Below are 13,952 nucleotides of genomic sequence, written 5' to 3'. Positions count from 1 at the left end.
AATAATTGCCCGTGCGGTTAATCAATATATAACTCAACTAAATAGATGTTTAGTTTAGTTATAATCTTAATGCATAACGAAGGAGGGGAGTTCAGTTTACCGGCTGGTTCGCCCAACCACCAAAAGAGCCTGAAAAGCAGCTTCAGCGGCTGTCTCAGCCGTTTTGATTTGGTTGAGAACCGTCGCTAAGTGGAGGTCAATCAAGTCTTGCCGCTCGTTATCTGCCAAGTCACCGAATAAGCCGACAAACTGTTTTAAACGATTTACTTCAGAAAATGCATTTGCCAGGCTGCTGTTGACAGCCTCACTGAAGAAGTCAGCTTTGTCCAAAAACTGGGATGGAAGCTCAATCGTAATTGCTGATGCCTTTTCGACCAGCTGCTTTCGCGCATTTTTGTCCTGCAGCAAACTGCCGATCAAGGGCTCACTGCCAGTTGGAAAGAGATCGCTCTTGAATTTAGAAATCTGGACATGTGCAGCTCCGACAGGTGTCGTCATGATCTGCGCTAGAAGTCTAGCGCTGGCATTGCGCTCGCGACTTCTTTGGTGTTTGTCATATAGCCAAACGAACAGTGCGATAATTGCGGCTATGGCAGTAGCCACGGCGCTGATTGCATTCCAGTCAATTTTCCAGTCTGTACAGAGCCACATTCCGTTTCTCCGGTGATGAGTGAAGCAACAGCGTTGCTAAAGGCCGGCATTCAAGCATGCAAGAGAATCAACGCCAAGCAATGCTTGGCAGGACTGTTGCGCAGTGGCCGCAGCCACGGGCTGGCTTCAAAACTGGCCTCCAGAGCCCCCAGTCCTCTATATGGCGATTCGCATAATGTATATTATGTTAAATCATGTATTACGCTATGCGCCCTTGCAGAGCTGTCTGTTTCCAGTTACCTACGAACGAAATTTCACAAAACCCCGAAACGTTCGAAATCATAGGTTTGACTCCACTTCTTAATCAGCTGGCCGAGATTGAGTTTCACAAAACTACGATCACTGACTCCTCCCAGAAGATTCCGCCTACAGCCACCATCTGATCTGAGCATGGGCTATAACTACATGAATGTCGTGACCGAACATCAGACCGTTGCGGATTATAGCCCGCGGGGAAAAATTCATGGCTGTGCCGTTTCGCCCATTTCCTATCTTCCCGCCTTACGATCGTTGGCACCCTAACGCCTCGGAAGAGTTTCCAGAGAATCATAGCGTTCGCCGTAGGCTGGAAGCCCTTGGAGTCGATTGCCTTCCATTTACGAGCGTTTGGTATTGCACAAGCTTCTTGGAAACGGCGGCTCACAGTTGGTCGTCCGGTCAGGCCGAATCTCGATATGGTCTTACGAGCAGAGTTTGTGAAAAAATGCTTAATTGGTCTTTCCTGAACGGCATGTGTCTACTGGACTGGGATCACGACAATTTCAGCAAATTCTTAATTTTTTTAAAGCAACCTCCTAATGCTTGGTGTTCTGAATCACCCCATACCAGATATATGTCGACACCTATTACCTCATACCGCGATCGACTGTCCCACGACCCAAGCCGTAATGAACGGAGAGCCATTAACGAAGCCAGAGCCTGCGATGTCCTGAACATACCCGTCTGCCTGGTTGACCTCCTGCCGATTGAGTTTGAAGCCACCTTTCTTGAGCTCGATCAGCAGAATATTTTGCATCTGGGCGACTGTTGTATCCTGGGGGTCGAACTGTTCGATGCCCACCAGTTGCACAGTGGATCGGTCTGGCAGCACTACAATGTCAGGCCGTTTGCGTTCGTTAATGAACGAGGCGTCACCATCTCCCCAGAGCTGCTTCGCTACGCTTTTCAAGGTCATGTTCGAGCAATACTCCATGGACTCGAACTCTGGCCCGAACAACCAGCGGGATCGCAGGATCAGCGGATGCAGCGTGTGGAGCTCATCTGTCTCTCGATCCTCCGCCAACCTGGTGATGGCTTCGATAACACAGAGCCGGCCATCAATCTCATCGAGCACGCGCAGTGCGTCTTTGACTGACCAGTCCGCCAGGAGGGAGTCCAAACCCTCGATGTCTGTCGCTGGCAGATTGGCCAGCTTTTGAAGCAACGATGCCCCGCTCTTGGATTTCTCCAAGTTGATCACCGCCTTTACGGCCGTGGCGAGAAACTCCGGAGAGACCATAGGGTGCGCTTGGGCCACAGCCTTCGTGAAGGCTGTGACTTCGAGTTGAGCGCCCTGCCCCAACAATTTGAGCTCTGACCTATTCTGTACCAAAGCATCTTCTGAGGCGGCCTCCACAACCTCGGCCGATAACTCATCAGCCACGTGGTTGATGCATTCTGCAGCGGCCTTGAACAGCTCCTCAACGGCAGGCGTCGACTGAAATCCAGTCCAGTCCTGGATCACCTGATCTTCAAAACCCTGGGTGTCTACGATGACCTTGTAGCGTTTAGCGAACCGTGTGCGGCCGTCGAAGTTCGCGACCTGGCCGATGACCCACGAGGGGGTGCCGACAAGTCGGTGCTGAACCCAAAAGGCCACGCCTTGGTGGATGGACGAATGGTTCTGCTGTGTGGAATCGATGACAATGACTTTTGCTGTCCGGTCATCACTCAGTTGCAGGGTGTGCGTGCGAGCATGCTGCTCAAGCTTTGCCAGGGTCAGAGGTGTGCCATTGACTCGAATCTGGAAGCTCGGGTCATGGATGAATCGCGCTGCAAGGACTGTAATGATTTCATTCGCATCTGGCATCTTGCGGGTGACTGACACCGACAACCGCGTACCTGAGCCTTCTCGCTCGGCGAATTCCTCGGAGCGCACCACAAAAGGACTGGGCCCGGACTCGGTACCCACGATGAAGGTACTGAGCCTGCCATCGCGCCAGGTTTCCACTTGGTATTCATCACCGAAGCAAAGAAGTCCATGCCGGCCCACCCCATTGCGACCATAGGCCTTCCTGAATTTACCGCTCTTGCCCTTGGGAAATTCGACCTTGAAGCTTTGATGCTTTAGGCGATTGTACCGAAGCGTCATCCATCGTTTGCTGAACTGTTGGGCCGACATGCCGTGACCGTCATCAACTACTGTCAGCGTTCCACCAGGCTCAGAGGGTAGGAACAAGTCAACCTTGCTGGCGCCGGCATCCCACGCGTTTGCGACAAGCTCAGTAAGAGCCACCTGCGGAACATGAGCGACGGGGCCCAACTCGCGCAGAAGGTAGTCCTCTTCAAACAACGAGAGGTGACGGGTTTGGTCGGACATCAGTTCCCTCCATGGAGTGGTGCTTCCTGGCCATTGGCACGGTCTCAGAGTATTGCGGCAATCCTACCCGATTGGCTTGCTTACCTGAATATGGACAGAGCAACCTCCTACCACAGACCCAATCTTCTTGAAGCTCGCTATCTATCAAGTAGGCGATTCACCGAAGAAAGTCGGTCATCCTCGTCCAACATCCATAGCCCACACCAAATCGCCGGCCAGAATGCCGCCACCAAAAGTCTAGGCCGTTACCTACCATGAGTATGCACCTGACGCTTCGGTGCCAAAGATTGGGTATACAGGATCAGGTAGCCCGGGTGGAGAGCGGGCTACCCTGCTGCAATTAGGCCTTGGTTGCTCTTCGTTCAGGCTTCAGCGTCGTGAACTTTTTCTTTAGCTCCCACCAGTTGGCATTGAGCCACTCAGTGACCTTTCCACGCCCAGGTGCGGTCGATTTAAAATGCTCTTTGAGCATCCACTCAGCGTACAGGCGGGTTTCCTTCGTCAAATCGGGCCCTTCACCGTATACCACACCCTTTTTGTCGGAGGACAGACCGAGATGATTCAAGTAGCTGAGCATCTCATAGCCTTCATTTCGGCTCAGGTGTTTTGCATCCTCATGAATGAGATGAGGGTTATCCCCTTCGGTTGCTTTCCAGCTGTACTCATACCGCAGATCACTTTTAAGAAGCTTCGCCATGGTTGGATAACTCGTCATACCCGTTGGTGGGCGATATCAATATGGTGGCTAGAAACCGAAAATCAACCTATATGACGTCTAATTTCTCACTTGCGGAAACGAACTGGATTGCAAGCAACCGGTGGCTAAATCGGCTACGTAAGCCATTGGCTTCCAGCTTTGACCGGAAAACAGAAGGCGGCACGTGTACTCAAATCGAAGCTCATCATCTCAGCGAATCTAGGGGCCAGTGATGCACTGTTTTAGGCAAGAATTGGGAGGCACTCAGTGGACACCCCGGCTTTCGCTTCGCCGGCGACTTGGGCTGCGGGCGTCCATCCTAAACGCCTGCTCACTCCGCTTGACCCCATGGCCCGCAGCATTCGAGTTGGAGGTTGAACCTACCTGGACGGGTTTAGCTGACCGTTGCAACTGCACTGCTCCATTCAGGGTTGAGTGTCTTCTCAAAAGGAACTGGCCACCCTCAGTTATCCATGAAGAAGCGTGCTCTTCCTAGGGCTTCTCAATCCGAGCTAGCAAGTATCCTCCTACGCACAGCTGCTCAATCAACCACGAAGCGTCCTCCACGCTGAACGTGAATACCCTATCTTCGATGCCCAAGATCGGGACGAATAGCTCGTCATTCACCCCTAGGAAAAGCTGAAAATAGCTTTGCGAATCTGGATAGCGAAACGATCCAGATGCTCCAAAGAACATTCCGTCCAAGTCGTACCCGTGGTTGCATAACCAATCCTGCTGTGTGGACTGAGTACGAGACAGAATCAGTTGGTGAAATAGCTTTCCAAAATCTAATTTCTGCGGATTAGGGATACCAGTGAGGATTGCGCTCCGTTGATAGAGCGTTTTGACCAGGGTCGACAGACCATCAGCCAGCTCCCCGCATTGCTGAGCAGTGAAGTCATATTCAGACCCGTCTAGGACGAGGCTTATGTGCCTATTTGCGAGTTCAACAGATGCCTCGAACCACCTAGCTTCCTCACCCTCACCCTCACCCTCATCTTCATGAGATAGAAATGCGCGCTCGGCCCTGAATCTAATAATTTCTGCAGAATCATGCTCTTTCAAAATTGCCCACTCAGCCCTTTTCCGTGAAATACAAACTTAAACGGATTTTTTCGAGCAAAACTTTAGCGCTGCGCAAAATTACTTTTTCAGGCAGGTGTCTTTTTAAACCCACCACTCAAGTTTTGAATTTCGCCTCCGTTTAAATAGTCATGCGACTTATTTTCTGAGGAATATCGAGACCATGAGTACAAAGCTGCCCCCGAACAGATTCTTCACGTTCAAGGATGGTTCGCCCGAGGGTGACTCAGACGAAATTAGGCTCGCTATCTTCACTCGGCCCGGCATTGCCGAGGGTGAAGTCATAGACGATGACAACAGCTACGCAGTTCTCCTGGATACAGAATCCAATGGCGTAATTTCTATCAAAATTGATGAGTCGCGCTTTAGGTTCACGCCTAAGCAGGCGACGGCGCTAGCCTCAGTACTCACTGAATTATCGAGAGCTGAAGGATGACTTTCCGCCTTCCCTTTGCGGGCATGGCGCAGTGAGACAGCAGATATTCATAATCGAGAGGTGATCATTTCCGGGGCAAAATCTGTGCGAAGGCTACTGTGAGGAGATACCGTATGCAGGGATTACCAACATAGGTCTGTGCGTGCCCCTACGGGGGATGGCTGTCGTGCACCGAGCCACATCGTGTCTCGGCCCTACCGGGCGTCCATCCTTAACGCCTGCGCGCTCCGCCTGCCTACAGGCCTAGCGCCCCTGACCCGTGCCCTAGCCGTACCTGTGCTTCGTAAAGCCCTGCCGTCAAAGCTTAACGTATCAAATAGGCTTTAGGCTTAGGTGATCTGCAGGGCATTGCAGCTATACAAATGCAGTACCTTCGGCGCCCGAGGCTAGTTATCCAACTTTCCATCCTGCCAGCTATCGTGGATGCCCCGTCTATGTGCGATCAAGATCTCCACGGCCTCGCAGACGGATAATCCTTCGCGCTTACGTGAGAGTACAAATTCCTGGTCAAGCATTGCTTGGCTGTTAGCGACCAACTCTTGGAATTCAGGGGCGGTATCCGGATGCGAGCGCCCATCGGTTGCACACGGGCTAGTAGAATCGACCAGAGACATATCGGTATTGGCCCACTCTAGAAGAGTTAACCAAAGCCCATAGGGGACGGTCGTACGGTTCTCGTGTCGACAACGATATGAAAGTACCCGCAGCAGTTCGGGCATTCGGCCAATGACGACCTCACACACGACGCATAGCGCCTCAAACAGCGCCTCACTCGCGCCTATGACGGAGCTTGGATGCATTCTCCGTATAGATAGATAGGGCTCGTCGGTTTTGACTGGATATTCGTACGCTAACTGCAAAGCTAGAGCACCAAAGCGGGCGGCACCAAGAAAAGCGGCGAGTCGCTCGATGGATTCGAGCTCATGCAGGTTATCCCGCGTTAATGCTATTAGATTCCCCACGCTTCCTCCGGTGGCTGGAAACGACTATTCACTGATTTGTGCCGGTGACATGTCGCTTTCTATTTTTGAACTCTACGCAAGATGCAGCCCTAGCGATTGTGCTCACGAACGTTAACGGACACAGACCTAAGCACTCTCTTCCTCGGCCTGGAAAACCTCGATGAGCTTCTGGTTGTAGTCATCCAGATAGCTCTGAAGCCCGTCCCGGTCGATCAGCCGGACGCCTGCTGTGCTGGCCAGCTCTTTAGCTGATTTCGTGTAGTAGGAGTTCGTGACTACCATGGCCTCGTCGCACCCATAAAAGGCTTTTGCGGAGATGGCTTGCTGCACAGCCGCATTGCCTACGGAGCCCGAGTAGTTCTTTGCCTGGATCACCATGTTTTTGCCGAAGCGGCTGACGAAAAGATCAGCGCCTTGGTCAGCCGTCTTCTTGGTCTCTTTAACGTCGTATCCAATGGTTTGGAATATCTCAACCAGGAAGGCTTCAAACTGAAATCCGTCCATAGCGTCCACTAGGTACATGGTGATGAACTGGTTTGGATTGAAATGCTCCAGCTGAGATCCCAGGCGCTCGACGAGAATATCGAAATAAATCTCCTCGCAAAGGCTCAGGCCATTACGGAAAACCTGTATCGGGAGGAGTGGAACACCAGACGTAGAAGCCGCTTGGGGATTGAATTGAACATTGGGGAAGGCAACGTCATTTTCCCATAGGTAGTAATAGAACAAAGCCAAGTCAGACCTGAACGTCGTTCCTGCCTCTTCAATCCAAGAACGTAAGGTGTCGGCAAGATCAGTTCGGATGTGGCGGGTCAACTCTCTCGAGAAGCCCAAGTAGGCAGAGTTGAATGCTGTGGTTTGCAGCAGCTTGTCCAAAAGAGATGGAAGCCCTTCTAGCTCGTCAAAGCCTTTGCGAATCAAGACCTCCCTGAACAGCTCTCTCTCGCTGTACACACCATCCAAACGTGGGCCGGGCACGCCTGCGTCATCGCTGCTACCTGCGCTTTCACGAGTTGTGTGAATGAAGTTCGTGAAGTATGGCTGCTTCAGCTCCGCGTACTTTCTCAAGACGTTATTCAAAAGATCGTTGAGTTGGGCTTGCTCCTTCTTTTTCCCGAAGAAGTCCTGAATCAAACCTTTGGATCTGTATTGAAAGTCGGGATAAAACGAAGGATCCAGCGGCGTAAGGTGTCGCAACGTGAGCTCTGATGACGGCGAGACCTGAGAGCCCATGCACCACGGGCATGCGATCTCGAAGGTAGTCCTGTTGCATCCGTTGCATTGGTAAATCATCGCGTCTATCCCTTTCATGAGTCGTCACGCGGCTAGCGCGTAATCACGCTTGCGACAATATCTGAGTGCCATTAGCACGTCCACGCATTCGCGTCCGGTTAGCGCCTGTTTGCGTCGGCACAAAAAAACTTCCTATACGGCTCAAGGTTTCTCAAAACGAACCGTTTTTCATATCTATGACATCTAGAGAAACCGGTTTTGAACCTACCAACGATCGTATTTGCACGCTCCCTGAAAGGCGCCGTGCCGTTTGCCGAGACCATCCAGGGTCATCGTCAACGCAGGGCGTGGGAGCGCTTGGTCAGCTACATCGCGTCCTCTGACTCCCCTTCCGACTTTGACAGAGCTGCAGCCTTCGCTGAGGGCTATGCGCAAGCGCTGGTCGACGGAGAGCAGATCGAAATCTCAACAGAGCGTGACTTACTGATCATCTCAATCGTTGATGAGTGGCGGCGAAACTTCATCCGCACCATTGGTTCGTCCACCTTTAGCACTCCCCTCCTCCAAGGACATTCATGACTTCCAAATTTCAGCGCTACGCGGACGACGAAATTTCAGATCCCAGCCTCCGAATGCCACGTCAAATTTTGGCAACCAGCACCAACCAATATCCGATTGATATCCTCGTTTCTCGCTGGGAAAAACACTTGGTCGAGCCATCTGTTGCTCACGAGAAGTACCCTTGGGCTGCGGAGTTTGTAATGGGCATTCCTGTTCCGTCTTGGCATCGCCCAGTAGTATGGAATCTGGGGCAAAAGTCTCGGTTCATCATTTCTGTGTGGACTGGAGGGGATCTCGGAAGCTATCTCACTAATGAGTGGTGTGATTCGGTTGCGGGGCGAGCAATGGCTGAGAGCAGCGATATTTTGATCGATGGCTTGCAGCGGTTGCATAGCCTTGAGGAGTATCTTCTTGATCGCTTGGCAGTCCCAGATGCTCAAGGGCAACCAAGGGTTTGGTCTGAGATTGGCAACGGCGAACGGAGGCGGTTCTTGTCGACCGTCTTCACGCACGCGCATGTAGCATCTGATGACGAAGTGCTGTTACGAAAGACTTATGATCTTTACGCCATGGGTGTAGCTCCTCGTACGAACGAACAGCGTACGGTTCGATAACCTAGATTTTATTTTCCGGGCATGCCCCTCTGGGGGATGGCTGTCGTAAACCAAGCCCCGTCTATCGATGGGTCTTGGCCCTGCGGGCTTCCATCCTCATGCCTTCGACCTTCCAGGTCTGCGCGCTCCGCTTGCATAATGACCAAGGTCACCACCTAGCTTGGACATTTCTTTCTGCTGCCACATACTGGTCTCATCCGCTCAGGAACGAGGCTCAGCGAATGGCATGGTCATTTTGGAAAGACAAACGTCCTGAATGGATTCAGGCAGAGGAGCGAGCCTTCATCAAGGCTGCCAACGGTTTGAAAACTCTCCAGACAACACCTGGCGGTGGGATAAGGATTGATCCTGAAGAGCTCAGAGACCAGATTCTCGCCTCTCGAGAAAAGTACAAAGATCTGGTTAAGAAATAGGGATGCCGGGTGGCCAGCCAGTTTGGAGCCTCATCGAGAGTAGGCTGACCTGCTTTTCATCCTCGCCTGCGCCACCGAACAAACGCCAGCGAGGTTCGTATTTACCTCACGAGCTGACACTCTGGCGTACGAGGCAGTCGAACACCTCTATGTAGCTCGCACCGACTTCCATGAAATGGAGGCTCCATAACAACTGCTGAGCATTTTCCTAACCGCTGCGCCGGACGCATACAATCTGCCTGGATATCGTCCGGCCGACATGGATGAAGTTTGTTCCTGGCTGCTCGGCCTCTTTACGTTGTCATTGCAGTCATTTTATGCGGAAAATCTCTCGATTTAAGGCTTCGCGATTTTTTGGCAGGCCCTAAGCAAGCACTCGCTCAGCCAGAACGCATCATCTTCAGTGAACGAGTAACACATACAAGGAAATACCAACTCATAACCCCCGCCCTCAATTGTGCAGACCACGATTGACGTGGTGCCTGAAGGTGATTCCTCACAGACGTCTCCGCTCGCATCTTCAAACGCAATCTCGCCAGAAGCCGAGTATTGAGGGCCGCGTATTCCAATCAATCTGCGAACCTTGAACAATCCAGTCGGACGATTTTCGCCTGCGGCATGATCACCTTCTTCATCACCATCAATAGCCAGTGCTTCTCTCAGGCATGATGAAATCTCTTGTGCGACGTCAGGAGTGACACTGAGCCTCACGATGTCTAGCTCGATCATGATCCGCGCCGACGGTAGCACTTCGATTGCGCATTTATATTTTTCGTCAAAATCTAGGCCGCGCCAGCAGTCGAACTCTCGACAAAGACGAAAATCAGAAGATGCTTTTGAAGTCGGATAAAGCTTCATGGAAACGCCTTAAATATTTGCTCTTGTAAATACAAACGGATGCGTTTCGAGAAACTTGAGATGCTTTCCTAGATTTTTTCGTCGATAGCTGATCGGTACGCTTCTAGGCGCTGATTTTCCTGCTTCCAAAGATTAATAAATTTTTCAAAATCATTAAGGAAAGGGCCTGTTTCAACCCGAGTCGATCCGATGCTCGCTTGGAGGAATCGCTCTCGCCACGGTTCCGGAATGCTCCCTTCACGAACAATTTGGAGGCCGCTCGAGCGAGGTTCGATAACCACAAGGTCGCGAAGATCCTCTAGTTTCGCCACATCTCTCAGCAACCTGTCGGCTTCATCCTGGTGTGCGATTTCGTCGAGCATAGACACGACTGGAGTGGCCTTGGGATCGCCTGGCAGAAGATCAAATAGCGTCCCACAAAGCTTTCCTCCTGATCTTCTCTCGATCACGCAGATTCTGATCAACAGCACCGCTAGACATTAGATTCTCCTCCTTAATGCGAACACCCTGACCTCTTCTTAAGGTCGCGGGCTTCGTGGCTGAGCTATTTTAATGTGACCGCCGGCCAAATCCGCCAGCGCCGGACAGTTGCTCTTCCACGAACTCAATTGACGAGCTCAGCTCGTGCTCTATTTCTTCAAAGACTGAGTCTGGCTGGGGATGAGCACCTGACTTTCTAAGCTCCGCTACTAACCGCGAAAGCTCCCTGCCTTTGGCCATCGGCATTTGAACATTGCAGTACACCGTGTCTTTGTCATCACGACTCATAAGTACTCCAAACTAGGAAGCTGAAGCCCTGATGTTGGTATGTACCGGTGCTGCAATCAAGCCTCGTTGGGAGCGCTATGTCTTACGATCCGAATGCAGCAGTGGATCGGCGATTGATTGAAGTTATTTTTTTGTGCGCGCCCTGCCAGGGATGGCTGTCGTAAACCAAGCCATCCGCCAGGGCGGTGTCTTGGCCCAAAGGGCTTCCATCCTCGCGCCTCGGCCTCTCGGCCTGCGCGCTCCGCTTGCCACCACACTCACAGCTGATTTGTGGTGTCACAGCCCGTGAAGAATTTGATACTTCTCTTCGCCTATCCTTGGTAAAACTTGCTCTGGTTTCTACTCAGCCTTTGAGGAGTCGCAAATGGATGAAACTAAACGGGTAAAAGGGAGGGCTTACCAATCCGCTCGGAGATCCTGAGCGGGTGCTGATCGAAGAGCGAGCAGAGGCGCTATCAGCGGCCGGCTACCCGCTGCCTGAGGATGACCCCGCGATATACGCTGAGCAAAGACTGCGCGAGGCTAGAGATGCGGCGCGGGAACCCCAACCTTGTCTGGTGAGCGAAGTCACTCCAATCGACATACCGTGATTGGCTCCACATGGCTAAAATGCGCAACCACGCTCAAAAAGACTGGCTGATTAGGAACGTGTTCATGACGCTCAAAAATGCTTTTGCTGCCGTGCTAAAAGCGATGCGCGCGGGCAAAGGATTGACCCAGAAAAATCTTGCGGAAGTCAGCAGTCGAACATACGTTTCGAAACTAGAGCGCGCCCAGTCAAGCCCCACGCTGGAGATGATAACGGCTTTGAGCGGCCCGCTCAGAGTAAGTCCTATGACCCTGGTCGCCATTACTCTGTGCGCTGAGTCGGGAGAGTCCGTTGACGCTTTGCTGCGTCGCACCCAAGAGGAATTGGCGAGCCTAGGCCATGAGGGAGTTCTCAAAAATCTGGCGATTTCGTCGTGTGACGAGTTGCCAGCGCGACCTCGCTCTCCAAAGCCCCAAAGTCATCGCTCAGTGACGAACTCCCAGCAAGTTGAATTTTGTTTCGCTGAATAGACGCTTTTCATTGCCATCTAATCAGACGGCAGACAGGGCTGCGTCGTGGCCTACCTTTGGAGAATCCAAGAGGTCGAGTAATGCGTAATTTCGATCTTGACCTTAGTAGGGTTACCTACGAGCACTTCATCACGGGCAAGGCAGCCATAAATTTCCCGAGGCCTCACATCACTTCGGGTGGATGGCACTACCTAACATATTGGAACAGCGAGGTCGGTGAGGCGAAGGTGTCGCTTGCTGGTATCCACTACCCCGACACGGCATTTTGCTTTGGTGACACGGGCATTATGAACGCCACCGATGAACTAGAGCGGAGGGGGTGGAAGACCGATCACCAGATCTATATGGCCGATCACTTCCGCGCGACCGGAGATTTGGTTCTCAAGTGGGTGCTCGGCCGCTCAGAGTTTTGCAACGTCGAGCTGTCAGAATGGTTTCCGGACGATCATGATTTAGATGCCATGGTCGGAATGCTCAGAGGTGTCATCAACAAGCTGGAAAACGTTCAAGGTGGTCGTCTTAGTCGATGGCTTGGTTCGCAGCTCCTGTAAGATGAGTACGAGCCTTGTTTATTTGCTTAGGGACAAGGCATCACCCTTCATTCCTCCGCCCGTTAGCTCGTCAGGTCGCCATGATCAATACACAACTGCAGCAGATTCTTCCCCAGGTGATCAAAGTTGTGGAGCGGTCAGGTGTGTTATTGGCCGAGGAATGTGTCCGTCCGGAAGGCCGTAGGGGCTACGGTGATAAAGCTGAAATCGACGTCGAAATTGAGGTATTTCTCCGTGAGAAGTTGCTAAAAATTTTGCAATGCGATTGGTGGGGTGAAGAGACCGGCCACGTACTTTCCGGCAACTCCTTCTGCTGGGTAGTTGACCCGAATGACGGTACAAGTGATTTTCTGAAGGGACTGTCGGGCTCGGCTGTCTCGGTAGGACTACTTCATGACCTTCAACCTGTCTTGGGTGTGGTGCATGCGCCATTAACTCCGGATGGGAAGGCAGATAGCATCAGCTGGGCCGCAGGTATGGATCACTTGGTTAGGAATGGAGCCCCGATCTATGTCGACCTTTCGAAACAGGTGCTTTCGAAGGAGTGCATGGTGATGGTGAGCGCTGCTGCTGGCAACAAATCGCAGACCAATCGCGAGCTCTGTGCGCCGGCAGGTTTTTACCCCATGCCATCGATTGCGTACAGACTGGCTAAGGTCGCTGCTGGGGATGGAGTTTGCGGACTGTCTCTATATCCGGTGTCAGCCCATGACGTAGTCGCGGGGCACGCATTGCTGATTGGTGCCAAAGGCGTTTTGGTCGACGAATACGGTGATCCCATTCAATACCGTACTGAGGTAGAAATGCTGAAGGTTTGCCAACGATGCTTCGGGGGTGCGCCCAATGTTTGCTCGGAACTAGCGAGTCGCGACTGGGCTAAAGTCTTTGAGACGTCGGCGAACTAAGTCGCTTTGAAAAGCGGGATCATCACTTACACATTGGAGATGGCACATGGCCGGTTTTTTTCGACAAAAATTGATGTCTTTTGGAATCAAAAAGTAGCCGCGACTGACGTCGCAAAGGTGCGATCAGCATACACAACACTGGCTTCGCCGCCCTCCATCAAGCATTCCAACGCAGAGAAACCGGAAATCAGAAGCCAAAAGATGAAAAGCACAAGGAGCGCAAACCCATAGAGCAACATCAAGGCAATCGGGTCGATTGCCCCACAGCTCAAGGCAGGCCGAAAAAAAGGGGGATTTTTGGAGAACGTCGCTTTTTGTTTGTTTTCAAATATAAGGCCTCCGGTTTGAAATTTTACTTTCAAGGGGGCGGGGAAAATATATTTTCGGTTTGTGTGGCGAAAGCGTCTTGAAGAACCATTTTGTGAAGTCTAGAGCAGTAAATCAGGCGCCGAAAAGCCGCTGAAGCAGCTGCTCCGTCTGCGTTCCACTTGCGAGCGCTGTTCAAACCTTGGAGCGACTTCTCTATCTTGAACCTATCCAGACGTTTTAATCTTTAAAGCAACTCGAAGTAAGTGGATACATC

13 protein-coding genes are annotated in these 13,952 nt (G+C 51.9%); 6 read left to right on the top strand and 7 right to left on the bottom strand.

What is annotated here, in order from left to right; all coding sequences use genetic code 11:
* Positions 1 to 96: 96 nt before the first annotated feature.
* The 4 genes from AB4N44_RS02540 to AB4N44_RS02525 form a co-directional block, all read right to left on the bottom strand.
* Entirely contained in the window at positions 97 to 651 is a 555-nt protein-coding gene (locus tag AB4N44_RS02540) for a hypothetical protein (RefSeq protein ID WP_186622317.1), read from the bottom strand.
* 850 nt (positions 652 to 1,501) lie between these two features.
* Positions 1,502 to 3,229 (bottom strand): ATP-binding protein, encoded by a 1,728-nt coding sequence (locus AB4N44_RS02535; protein WP_460110404.1) that lies wholly within the window; start codon positions 3,227 to 3,229, stop codon positions 1,502 to 1,504.
* 340 nt (positions 3,230 to 3,569) lie between these two features.
* Complete coding sequence (locus AB4N44_RS02530) at positions 3,570 to 3,926, bottom strand: hypothetical protein (protein ID WP_150792753.1); 357 nt, start codon at positions 3,924 to 3,926, stop codon at positions 3,570 to 3,572.
* Positions 3,927 to 6,533: 2,607 nt separating this feature from the next.
* A complete protein-coding gene (locus AB4N44_RS02525; RefSeq protein ID WP_150792755.1) occupies positions 6,534 to 7,700 on the bottom strand; it encodes a restriction endonuclease in 1,167 nt (388 codons plus the stop codon).
* Positions 7,701 to 7,898: 198 nt separating this feature from the next.
* On the opposite strand from AB4N44_RS02525, the gene AB4N44_RS02520 reads away from it, so the two are divergent.
* From AB4N44_RS02520 to AB4N44_RS02510, 3 genes are all read left to right on the top strand, one after another.
* Positions 7,899 to 8,219, top strand: coding sequence for a hypothetical protein (locus AB4N44_RS02520; RefSeq protein ID WP_150792756.1), 321 nt, complete (start codon positions 7,899 to 7,901; stop codon positions 8,217 to 8,219).
* Positions 8,216 to 8,815 (top strand): hypothetical protein, encoded by a 600-nt coding sequence (locus AB4N44_RS02515; RefSeq protein ID WP_460110405.1) that lies wholly within the window; start codon positions 8,216 to 8,218, stop codon positions 8,813 to 8,815. The genes AB4N44_RS02520 and AB4N44_RS02515 overlap by 4 nt, the downstream gene beginning before the upstream one ends.
* Before the next feature lie 221 nt (positions 8,816 to 9,036).
* Complete coding sequence (locus AB4N44_RS02510; RefSeq protein ID WP_460110407.1) at positions 9,037 to 9,228, top strand: hypothetical protein; 192 nt, start codon at positions 9,037 to 9,039, stop codon at positions 9,226 to 9,228.
* 336 nt (positions 9,229 to 9,564) lie between these two features.
* Here AB4N44_RS02510 and AB4N44_RS02505 read toward each other — a convergent pair whose 3' ends face one another.
* The 3 genes from AB4N44_RS02505 to AB4N44_RS02495 form a co-directional block, all read right to left on the bottom strand.
* The gene (locus AB4N44_RS02505) at positions 9,565 to 10,086 is read right to left on the bottom strand and encodes a hypothetical protein (protein ID WP_460110409.1); all 522 of its coding nucleotides are present in this window, start codon (positions 10,084 to 10,086) and stop codon (positions 9,565 to 9,567) included.
* Between the two features lie 68 nt (positions 10,087 to 10,154).
* The gene (locus AB4N44_RS02500) at positions 10,155 to 10,454 is read right to left on the bottom strand and encodes a hypothetical protein (protein ID WP_460110411.1); all 300 of its coding nucleotides are present in this window, start codon (positions 10,452 to 10,454) and stop codon (positions 10,155 to 10,157) included.
* 181 nt (positions 10,455 to 10,635) lie between these two features.
* Positions 10,636 to 10,854: a hypothetical protein gene (locus AB4N44_RS02495; RefSeq protein WP_460110413.1), complete on the bottom strand. Its 219-nt coding sequence runs from the start codon at positions 10,852 to 10,854 to the stop codon at positions 10,636 to 10,638.
* A gap of 600 nt (positions 10,855 to 11,454) precedes the next feature.
* Here AB4N44_RS02495 and AB4N44_RS02490 point away from each other — a divergent pair.
* From AB4N44_RS02490 to AB4N44_RS02480, 3 genes are all read left to right on the top strand, one after another.
* Entirely contained in the window at positions 11,455 to 11,913 is a 459-nt protein-coding gene (locus AB4N44_RS02490) for a helix-turn-helix domain-containing protein (protein WP_224793206.1), read from the top strand.
* Between the two features lie 80 nt (positions 11,914 to 11,993).
* The gene (locus AB4N44_RS02485) at positions 11,994 to 12,464 is read left to right on the top strand and encodes a hypothetical protein (protein WP_460110415.1); all 471 of its coding nucleotides are present in this window, start codon (positions 11,994 to 11,996) and stop codon (positions 12,462 to 12,464) included.
* A gap of 80 nt (positions 12,465 to 12,544) precedes the next feature.
* A complete protein-coding gene (locus AB4N44_RS02480; protein WP_150792763.1) occupies positions 12,545 to 13,369 on the top strand; it encodes an inositol monophosphatase family protein in 825 nt (274 codons plus the stop codon).
* Positions 13,370 to 13,952 lie beyond the last annotated feature (583 nt).

The organism is Pseudomonas sp. S3_C06 (genome assembly GCF_054667675.1).
The sequence above is the reverse complement of the archived record's forward strand: the minus strand, read 5'-3'. Positions and strand labels throughout refer to the sequence as shown.

Bases quoted from the DNA above. Each gene is read 5' to 3' on its own strand.
- AB4N44_RS02540 (WP_186622317.1), bottom strand. From the start codon at position 651: ATGTGGCTCTGTACAGACTGGAAAATTGACTGGAATGCAATCAGCGCC.
- AB4N44_RS02535 (WP_460110404.1), bottom strand. From the start codon at position 3,229: ATGTCCGACCAAACCCGTCACCTCTCGTTGTTTGAAGAGGACTACCTT.
- AB4N44_RS02530 (WP_150792753.1), bottom strand. From the start codon at position 3,926: ATGGCGAAGCTTCTTAAAAGTGATCTGCGGTATGAGTACAGCTGGAAA.
- AB4N44_RS02525 (WP_150792755.1), bottom strand. From the start codon at position 7,700: ATGATTTACCAATGCAACGGATGCAACAGGACTACCTTCGAGATCGCA.
- AB4N44_RS02515 (WP_460110405.1), top strand. From the start codon at position 8,216: ATGACTTCCAAATTTCAGCGCTACGCGGACGACGAAATTTCAGATCCC.
- AB4N44_RS02510 (WP_460110407.1), top strand. From the start codon at position 9,037: ATGGCATGGTCATTTTGGAAAGACAAACGTCCTGAATGGATTCAGGCA.
- AB4N44_RS02505 (WP_460110409.1), bottom strand. From the start codon at position 10,086: ATGAAGCTTTATCCGACTTCAAAAGCATCTTCTGATTTTCGTCTTTGT.
- AB4N44_RS02495 (WP_460110413.1), bottom strand. From the start codon at position 10,854: ATGAGTCGTGATGACAAAGACACGGTGTACTGCAATGTTCAAATGCCG.
- AB4N44_RS02490 (WP_224793206.1), top strand. From the start codon at position 11,455: ATGGCTAAAATGCGCAACCACGCTCAAAAAGACTGGCTGATTAGGAAC.
- AB4N44_RS02485 (WP_460110415.1), top strand. From the start codon at position 11,994: ATGCGTAATTTCGATCTTGACCTTAGTAGGGTTACCTACGAGCACTTC.
- AB4N44_RS02480 (WP_150792763.1), top strand. From the start codon at position 12,545: ATGATCAATACACAACTGCAGCAGATTCTTCCCCAGGTGATCAAAGTT.